We start from the raw sequence: 8841 nt of genomic DNA, 5'->3' as shown, positions 1-8841 counted from the left end.
CGAAGGTCTGGTTGAGCGTCGGCTCGAACCACAGCGCCTTGGCGACGCCGGCCTTCAGATTGTCGCAGACGATCGCCTTCGTTACCCCGCCGAAGAAGGCGAGTGCCCGGCACTGGCCCTCGATCCAGTCCGGCAGCTTCTGGCTGAAGCTGGCATGGGCGAAGGTGAAGGACGAGGCGCCCAGCACCGCAACGAAGATCTGAGCCTGGTAGATGACGCCAGTATCGGGATCAACGACGGGCACGGTGTGGCCCGCATAGTCGGTCTGCATCACTGCGCCCGCCTCGTGGCGGTTGCGGAACGTTGCGCTCGCCCGGCGCTGGAAAGCGCCGAACCGGTCGCAAAACCACGTGTAGCCATAACCATCGGGATGCGCCGCACGGTATTCCTGCCACAACAGCGTCAGCGTCACGCCCTTGGGCTTCAACTCGCGCGCGATCATCGCCCAATCGGGCTCGTCCATATCCTGCGGCGGACGGCCAACCCGGCGAAACAGAAGCCTCTCAAGCGATACGTCATTGTCACAGCCCGGCGGAAGCGGCCAGTCCGAGATGCCAGCCTCACGCGCCCGCAACAGACAGGTCGAAACCGAAGTCTTGCTGATCTTCAGCCGTTCCGACACCGCACGCACCGAGAGGCCTTGCTCATGCGTCAGGCGCAGGATTGATCGTAGGTCTTTCACTGTCGTTCGTCTCGCTTGCTTTGAAACCACGAGCTCGGGTTCTTGACCAAAAGCCCCAGGTTGAAGATTCGGGATACGCCTCGATGATGCTGCCCTACGCCTAAAGAGGGTATTTTGGTGTACGGCTTTCCTGGCGTAAGGTTAAAAAAAGAAAACTGTACGGTTGGCGCATGGAGCACCTAATCGACGCGTGTAACCAATCGCGCCGGGTGAGAAGCGATGATGACAAGGCAATCTTTCGTAACCGTGCTTGTCGGGCCAAGCGAGTTACTTCGAGAAGGTGTTAGTCGAATCCTGAATGAAGAAGATTTTCGCGTTCTTTTCTCTACGGTTTCTGTTAACGATCTTCTGCAAAAGCCGTTACCGCATCACCGGTCGATCTTGCTAATCATAGATATCGGCGGTGCTGATGCGGAAGCTGAATTCGCGCAGATTGCTGAGTTTAAGGCGATTTACCCAGCCAGCCATGTCGTTGCGCTAGCTGATCACTGTCGCACGACCGATATAGTCTCAGCCTTTCGTGCGGGGGCTGACGGGTATCTGACAAAGATCGCTGCTTACGACACCTTCATCAAAGCCCTCGAATTGGTTATGGTTGGGCAAACGGTACTACCTGCGGAAACTTCGATGATTATTCAAGATATAAGGCAAGGTTCGAAAGATGAACCGATAGCTTATGAGTTACCAAAGGTGGAAAGTAAAGTGGAGAGTAGCGATAAAGAACTGGTAATTTTGTCGAATCGCGAAAACTGTATTCTGTGCCGCTTGATCCAAGGGGAGTCAAACAAAGCGATCGCGCGCCAAATCAACATTGCCGAAGCTACGGTGAAGGTACACGTCAAAGCCATACTTAGAAAGATTCGAGTCCGCAACCGAACACAGGCTGCAGTTTGGGCGATGAATCATGGTATGCTTACTCCACCGACTGGCAACGGCGCGCCGGGGAACGATACGGTGGTACCTCAGGAATCTCACCATCGGCATGATCTACTTGAAGCAAAAAATGCATACCTCGTTTTCGACAATCGTCCTCCTATCTGACCTGCGACAGAGCTTCGTTTTGGCTGGTGCATTCACTTTCCGAAGCCTCGTTCCCGATCAAGGGCCAGCACAAGATTTTCGATACGATCGAGGTCTGGCTAGACAGCAGTTCAGCTGCCGATTCCGCCCTTGGACGTTCAGCAATAGAATGCGGCTGCGGGACTCACGCAAGTTGGGAAGTGTTACGCTTGGGCGCTTGGGCTCACTACTCAGCCAGAGTTCCTTCTGCGAGAAGGTCGTTGACCTTGCAGGCGACTTCCGTGCGGTTGGTCGCCTTTAGTTTCTTCATGATATTGCGGATGTGGACCTTCACCGTGCTTTCGCGCAAATTCAGTTCGTGGGCGATCATCTTGTTCGCCTTGCCGCGCCGGAGCGCTTGCGCAACCTCGGCCTGCCTAAGCGTGAACATGCCTGCCAAAGGCTGCGTGTCGCGGCTGCCCGAATCTATCAGGTGCCGCATAGCAATGACACTGCTCGCCGGCACGAAGATGCCTCCCGCTGCCGCAAGGTTGATGGCCTCGACGCAGACATTGATTGCAACAGAGGTCGGAATGTAACCGCGTGCACCGCATTCGAGAGCGGTCAGTATCTGGGCAAGGTCTTCGGTGTCGGCCAGGACGACCACAGGGACTGATTTGAACTCGCCCGAAATATGCCTGATCTCGTCAGCGATGCCACGATCGGTGACCTTCCGACTGCCAAGGTTGAAGAGTATGGCTGCAAGGGGAGGGGCCGATCTCTTTCTGACGCGCCATTCCTCGACGGACGCCAAGGCGGCGACATCCATGCCGAGTTCGTGGTCCACGAGAGCCGATGCGAGACACTCGCGGTCCAGAGCCCTTCCGTCCAAGATGAGGAGGCATTCCCTGCCTGTCTGCCCTTGGTCGATTCCCGGCCCGCCGGACGGAACTTCTGACTGACTGGCCGAATTACAATTGTGCAGTCCTGCCGTGGCACCCATGTCAATACTCCCTCTTTCCCACACAAGCCGTCTTGCGCTGGCCGACATGATTTCCGCATTCTCTCGCAGTGAAAGTTTGGTACTGCGCGTTTTGAAGGGTCGAGACTCGATTACCCCATTTGCGTCGTTGTCAGTTCCCCAACCCCCAGTGATACCCAGCGTGGGGTAAGTGTAGGGGTTATTTATAAGCAGTCTCTAACATAGATTGCTTTTTTGGTAATTTTCAGGGAACCGATGCCAAGCTGGACCCAAAGGGCTGGATTCTGTGCGAAAGGCGCATGCATTGGACACCCAGCCATCTTCAGCCCAGCAGACAGCCGAATCTGGATCAGCGTGTGCCTCCGACATTTCATCGGCAGACCAGAACCGCCGAAAGTGCCGTTGACATTGTCGGGGGACAGTGCTGGCAGCATTGGCTCCCCACTTTAATCGAGCAGGCCTTGGTAAGCGGCCCTCTGCGCATAATTTGGCAGCACGTCGCACTCGCGCGATAGGCCGAGTTGCCGCGGCCACGATGATCTCCCTTGTCACACTTGGTCAGCACGAACGGGTTGCGTTCCGCTCGGCCCAACCGTCGACCGCCTCGAGCCGGATACCGCTGTCGTCGAGACGTCAGGCGTCCTGCGCACGACCAGCCCTCCATAAATGTCGTCTCGAACTGTTCCGGCGACGGAACGACCGTTTTCATTTTGGCGTCCATGCGCTGGCGTTCAAAGAGAGATAGCCGCTACCTGAGGTACTCGCTGTCGAATCCGGCTGTTTCGACCAGCTTCTTGCGGTTGATCACCTCTACATGGCCTGACTTGAAAGAGACGAGATCGGCCTTGCGGAGCTCCCTTAACGTTCGGTTGACGTGAACCGTGGTCATTCCGAGGATGTCGGCCAGTTCATGCTGGGCAAGAGGACACTCATATCTTCCATCAACCGACAGCTCAACCATGGAGAGCCTCTCTTCCAACTCGAGCAGGAAATGGGCGGTACGCCTCATCGCGTTCCGCCGCCCGGTATTTATCAGATGTTCGGCAAGGATGGCGTTCAGGCGCGCCAGCGAGGAGGCGATCTTCTTCCCGATTCGGCCGTCCGACAGGATCGCCTCGACCAGTTCCTTACTGGAAATTTCATAGACAGCTAGTTCGGTTATGGACGCCAGCGACGCAAGACGGGGTCCGTCCAATCCACGGTAACCGACAACGTCCCCCTTGAGGGGAGTGTCTATGATCTGCCGCTCTCCGTCTGGCAGCGCGTGATAAAGTATAGCCCAACCCGATTTTACAATGAATATCTCACCGTTGTCGTCTTCCTGGCGGCATATCACCGAATGGGGTTTATAGGTTTTTGCGGTAACACCGAGAAAATCGTTGTTCCCCCACTCGTCCTTCGACAACGTTCCCCCTATGGGATGCGAGCACATGAACTCCAATAGTGTCTGCATGAAGAATCGGCGAGTTTGATTTTATTTCCATACGACTACAATAGTTTCTCCCGGATAAAGTCGGCCGAACGACCTCTTACCGTAGGGGAGGGGTGGCCTAATGTCCTCGTCTGTTTGAATGAGGTAAACTGCGTTTAGATCAAGGTGTTGCAAGCATCAGGTGGTTAAGTCTCCCCGCTTGAGCGAGACGATCCACGGCAAGGCCTGCAGAAGTGTGGTATCGAGGGCCGTATGGCGGGCCTCCTCGACGCGCGTGTCGTCGTGCATAATGACAGATGTCGCGGAATCATTTTGCACCTCGGTCGTGAGGAAATCCCGCGGACAGGCATTCGCCCGCAGGCGAGGCCGCCGAAGACTGCGCTTCCTCAGCAGACTATGCTGGCGCCGTATGTCGCAGTTAACTCAGGCCACGCTGCGGATAAGCGTGCCACAAGTCTGCGACGTGTTGTTTCTCGCGTTCACAAAGGGCGAAGAAACGCGGAAGGCTGGCATCTGATTGACGGTGGAAAAGCGCGGTCGCGTTAGTTGTCGCACCTCACTAGACGGTTTCGAGCCGGCCGAACCGAACCGGGATGAGTTTCCGGGTCTCGAGCTGCCCTGCCGCATCCTTGTCGATGACAGTCAGAAACTGTGCTTCTTTAGATCCCAAAGGCAGAACCAGCCGTCCCCCCGGCTTGAGTTGCTTCAGAAAAGCCGGCGGTGTCTGCTCAGCCGCCGCCGTGACCAGGATCTTGTCGAATGGGGCGTGCTCGGGCCAGCCGCGAGACCCGTCTCCGACACGAATGCCGACATTGGATAAGCCTAGCTCCTGCAGGAGAGCCTCCGCACGGCTTACGAATTCCTCGATGATTTCTACGCTCCAAACCTGCCCGGCGAGTTCCGCGAGGATTGCGGTTTGATAGCCCAGGCCAGTGCCGATCTCGAGGACCGCCTCGTGCGGTTGGGGAGCGAGGAGATCGGTCATGAGAGCGACGATGAATGGCTGCGAGACGGTTTTATCGAAGCCGATCGGCAGCGGCATGTCCTGGTAGGCATAAGGTGCAACCGAGGCTGGCACGAAGCGATGCCGCGGCACTCGCCGCATCGCCGCCATCACCCGCTCATCGAGCGCTGCCTTGCCGAGTTCTTCGCTTGCAAGGTCGGTATGGATTGCAATCATCTCGACCATGTGCCTGCGTATGACCGCAAGGTGCTCTTCGTTCATTGGCTTCATGACGGTGGGGCCTTCCTCAACCAGCTTGCTGCCGGTGAGCATTATATCCTGTTCGTCACGGTAGCGCCCGCCATCGTTTCCATTACGGGTGCCCACGGCAAGCGTGGGTGACCGTCTTGGCAGGCTATCGCCGGCGGCGACCCTGGAGATTCTGGGCGCTATATCGCATAGCGGCGTGTCCCACATACGGCTATCTCGCGCATCAGCTTCGCCAGCACCGGCCGGGAGGGCGAGGCGCCGGAGCCGTGCTCCTGGTGGGCGAGGCGGCAGCCAGCCGCCTTGACCTCGTCGGGCGTCGGTCGCCCGATCCTCCGTCGAGACGCGGGGATCGCCAATGGGCGGCCGATCGAGAGAACTGGACGTTGTGCGTGCATTTGGCCGGTTTCGGGGGCGACATTGTCGATCTGAGGACGGCGCAAGGCCAGGCCGACGCCCAGTTCGAAGATATGGCTTGTGCCTGGATGGATTTTCTCGTCGATGGCAAACGGCCGCCGTCATGGAGCATCCACGACCGCTTGGTTGCTGAAGGCAAGTTCGGCATTCTCGTGCCCAGCTTCGCCCCAGGTGCCGGCACATCCGATCAGAACCTCGTGCTATGGAGCTGGGGCGAGGGGCTCCCGCACCAGGTCAAGGTGATCGATCCGGAAGGCCGGCTGCCTCGGAACCAATTGTCTGGAGCTAACGCCGCAAGGGTCGGATCGAATTGCGACTCAGGCGATTATCCGCGCCGCCCGCGAGCGTGCGTTCCGCGTCATTGTAATAGTTTGAGGCCTGCTGCGCGGAGCGATGCTGCGACTGCTGCATGGCTTCGGGCAGCGGAATACCGCGGCGTGCGATTTCGGTGAGATAGCCGGAGCGCAAGCTGTGGGCGGAGAAGGCTTCCGGATCGAGCGCCCGGCCTCGGCGGTGCGCCGCTTCAGGATCAGATTGACGGCCTGCGGCGTCAGGACGCGCGCTTCGAGATTGCCCCAGTGGTCGATGCCGCCAAACACGACGCGGTCGCTGATCCTGGCGCGTTCCAGCCAGCACAGGCCGGCCGACGAGCAGCACGAAAGCGTCGCTGTCGGCTTGCGTCGTCTCTGTGCGGCCGAGCCGTATCGACAGGCACGGCAATTTATCGCCGCCGGGAGCGTTGGGATCGGCCGGAACCGGGTCTTCGTCGACCAGCTGTTCGACGCGAAGAGCAGAAATTTCGCTGCGACGCCGGCCGCTGCAGGCGAAGGCCGTGATGAGAATCGCGCGATCCCCGACGTCGACGAGACGGTCACCGGCGCATGTTTCAAGAGGGCGGCCAGAATATCGGCGGTCACAGCGTTCCTGCTCTTGCGGCCGCGGACGGGCCTGGCGCGCACCGCCAGTTTGATCGCGCTCTGCAGGCCCCGGGGCTGCAAAATTTCCGCGCAAACCGCGCCATTGAATCACGTCGAACAGCTCGACAGCCGCCAGCGCACGGTGCACGGCGCATACGGACGGCTTTTACCCGCAACCGTCCCTCCGCCTTCGGCGCGGCCATGACCGCAACGGCACACTCTGATCAGACGGTTGCCGGAAGGCGCGGCTGGGGAGGTCAGCGACTACCTCGTTGTGCCCCCAGAATTGCCATGATCTCCTGTCCCGCCATCAGAAGCTGATGCCTACGATCTTTACGCCGATACGATCGGCGAGTTCGAGCAATTCGGAATAGACGTCAGAATTCCCGGTCAAATCGAGCGACACGCCGGACTGCACCAACGTCCTTGCCGGAATTCGATCGCCAAACAGCATCACGGCGAGAGCCCGGTCGTCCTGCCGAGAAATCCAGCAAAGTCCCTGGATATCTGGGCATTGTACGTGAATGGCTTCAGCCCAGGGGCGTGTTGCTGGGTAGCGGTCCTTCTCGGTGTCGATGATCTGGCTGCGCTTGATGCCGAGTTTCCTCAGCGCTGTGACGCTCAGATCAGCCAAGACCAATTCGCCCTGCGGCGCCACCTGCGAATAGACTTGATCCGCCAGTTTCCCCTTGTCGTAGGTCTTCAGGCCCGGCGCGAATGGCACATCGTGGAAGACGGTTTCCATCGCCGCGCAGTCAAAGGTCGTGCCGCCGTACAGAGTTGGGATATTGGCCCCAGTTGCATTCTTGATCGGGCTGAAACGGGCATTGCCTTTCAGGCCTGGATTGAACTCGACGCCGGCATAGAGATTCAAATGGATACGATGGATAACTTGGTCCGCCGGCCATATCGTTCGGGTGATGATATCCTGCAAATCGTGCGATGGAACGGGAACTGGAATCCCAGGTCCCCGTCCAATCTTTGATTTAGCCATGGAGTGCGCCTACCAACTCATCCTCGGCGGCTGCAAGAACGCGCTCGGGTTGCGCAGGGAGCACATCTTGCGGACGCTTGCCCCCAAGGAAGCTATTGACCGATGCAAACCAATAGGCGAGCCCCCAGTCGTCCTTTTTCTCGTGTAAGACGCTCAGAACCTTAGCGAGCGTTTTGATAGGCCGATATCCAGCGGCGGAATCCAGAGCATACCCAGGGAAATAGTCTACGCCCCGATGCCGAACTGCAAAGATCTGGCCTTCTTTCTTCCACTTGTTTGGCTGCGCACTCAGGTTGCTTGTGCTGAACCCAGCCATTTTGGCGATTTGGGGAGCGGTCAGCCAATCGCCGCTCTCCAGCACTGCCTTTCTCGCCTCGGCCGTCATCCGCGCCTCGACAAGCATGTACTGCGGGGGCGGCACCTGAGGGACCAGGGCCTCGATTATTAAGGTAATGGCTTCACGTTGACGACTCATCAGGATGGTACGGACCAGAGGCGCGATGCTGACGACCGTGTCCGCAAGGGCGCGAACTGCGGGTTCACTCCCATGCTCGAACGTTAGCGCTATGACTTGCTCCGCAGTCAGCCGATCAAGTTGGTCACCAACCTCCTTCGGAGTTCCGGTGAGCGCGCCAAATCCCGATAGCTCAAAGGTGTCATTGGTATGTGCCATAATATTCCACTCCGCTGGGTTGGTGAGGATGATTACATATATAGCACGATAACCGATCTCATCAAGTGCTGTTGCTGCGATGCTCTCGGACGCCTGGGAAGACATCAGTCCACTCCAGCATCAACCCTGGCTCGGCACCCTTCTAGTCGCTCGCATGCTGCGGCAGCGCCGCAAGACCGCGGCCCCACCTGCTGGCGCTCAACAGCGGCCTGCACGTTATCGGCCGTGAGCGCCGGCGTCACCGTGACCGGACCACACGCCTGCTGGCATTTGTCGACGCCTTTACTGAAGCCACCGCGCTCGGCCTAAAGGAACATGACCGGCCGGCGTTGGCGCGGGAACAGATGCTGCGCCGCACCAGGAGCCGGCGCGGCAACTCGAAGCTGCCTCCGCATAATCCATTCCAGCAAATCCGCATCGAGCGTTGCGTGCCTCCCGCCGTGCAGGTAAGTGCCCCACCACTGTCCATCATGCATCACTCTTGCAGCAAACATCCTGCGTCGATCATGCGGAGACGCCGAATGCTTGCGCGAGA

9 protein-coding genes and 1 pseudogene are annotated in these 8841 nt (G+C 58.6%); 3 read left to right on the top strand and 7 right to left on the bottom strand.

The genetic code is table 11. The annotated features are described in order from the left end of the window. Window positions 1-712, bottom strand: a 712-nt coding sequence (locus NKH59_RS32920) for an IS21 family transposase (RefSeq protein WP_502908733.1), incomplete at its 3' end; no start/stop codon positions are given. 189 nt (window positions 713-901) lie between these two features. Between NKH59_RS32920 and NKH59_RS32915 the strand changes: the two genes are divergently transcribed. Then, window positions 902-1723: a LuxR C-terminal-related transcriptional regulator gene (locus NKH59_RS32915; protein ID WP_353024380.1), complete on the top strand. Its 822-nt coding sequence runs from the start codon at window positions 902-904 to the stop codon at window positions 1721-1723. A gap of 205 nt (window positions 1724-1928) precedes the next feature. Here the strand turns inward: NKH59_RS32915 and NKH59_RS32910 are convergent, their stop codons facing one another. From NKH59_RS32910 to NKH59_RS32880, 6 genes and pseudogenes are all read right to left on the bottom strand, one after another. Further along, window positions 1929-2684, bottom strand: coding sequence for a LuxR C-terminal-related transcriptional regulator (locus NKH59_RS32910; RefSeq protein WP_352818814.1), 756 nt, complete (start codon window positions 2682-2684; stop codon window positions 1929-1931). 727 nt (window positions 2685-3411) lie between these two features. After that, on the bottom strand, window positions 3412-4068 hold the full coding sequence (locus tag NKH59_RS32905; protein WP_352473800.1) for a Crp/Fnr family transcriptional regulator: 657 nt from the start codon (window positions 4066-4068) through the stop codon (window positions 3412-3414). 586 nt (window positions 4069-4654) lie between these two features. Beyond that, entirely contained in the window at window positions 4655-5329 is a 675-nt protein-coding gene (locus tag NKH59_RS32900) for a protein-L-isoaspartate(D-aspartate) O-methyltransferase (protein ID WP_352981407.1), read from the bottom strand. Window positions 5330-6039: 710 nt separating this feature from the next. Then, a pseudogene (locus NKH59_RS32890) lies at window positions 6040-6798 on the bottom strand (tyrosine-type recombinase/integrase); the annotation flags it as partial. Between the two features lie 151 nt (window positions 6799-6949). Next, on the bottom strand, window positions 6950-7633 hold the full coding sequence (locus tag NKH59_RS32885) for an RES family NAD+ phosphorylase (RefSeq protein ID WP_352818812.1): 684 nt from the start codon (window positions 7631-7633) through the stop codon (window positions 6950-6952). Continuing rightward, on the bottom strand, window positions 7626-8411 hold the full coding sequence (locus NKH59_RS32880; RefSeq protein ID WP_352818810.1) for a hypothetical protein: 786 nt from the start codon (window positions 8409-8411) through the stop codon (window positions 7626-7628). The genes NKH59_RS32885 and NKH59_RS32880 overlap by 8 nt, the downstream gene beginning before the upstream one ends. Between NKH59_RS32880 and NKH59_RS32875 the strand changes: the two genes are divergently transcribed. Both NKH59_RS32875 and NKH59_RS32870 read left to right on the top strand, forming a co-directional pair. Then, a complete protein-coding gene (locus NKH59_RS32875) occupies window positions 8386-8535 on the top strand; it encodes a DUF1612 domain-containing protein (protein ID WP_352502796.1) in 150 nt (49 codons plus the stop codon). The two genes, NKH59_RS32880 and NKH59_RS32875, sit on opposite strands and share 26 nt — an antisense overlap. After that, the coding region (locus NKH59_RS32870) for a DUF1612 domain-containing protein (protein ID WP_353024382.1) at window positions 8495-8841 on the top strand (347 nt) is incomplete at its 3' end. The genes NKH59_RS32875 and NKH59_RS32870, both read left to right, overlap by 41 nt.

The sequence above is a fragment of the Mesorhizobium sp. M0998 genome (genome assembly GCF_040318885.1).
In the GTDB taxonomy this organism is placed as follows: domain Bacteria; phylum Pseudomonadota; class Alphaproteobacteria; order Rhizobiales; family Rhizobiaceae; genus Mesorhizobium.
Note: the sequence above shows the minus strand (reverse complement) of the source record. Positions and strands in the feature narration are given on the sequence as shown.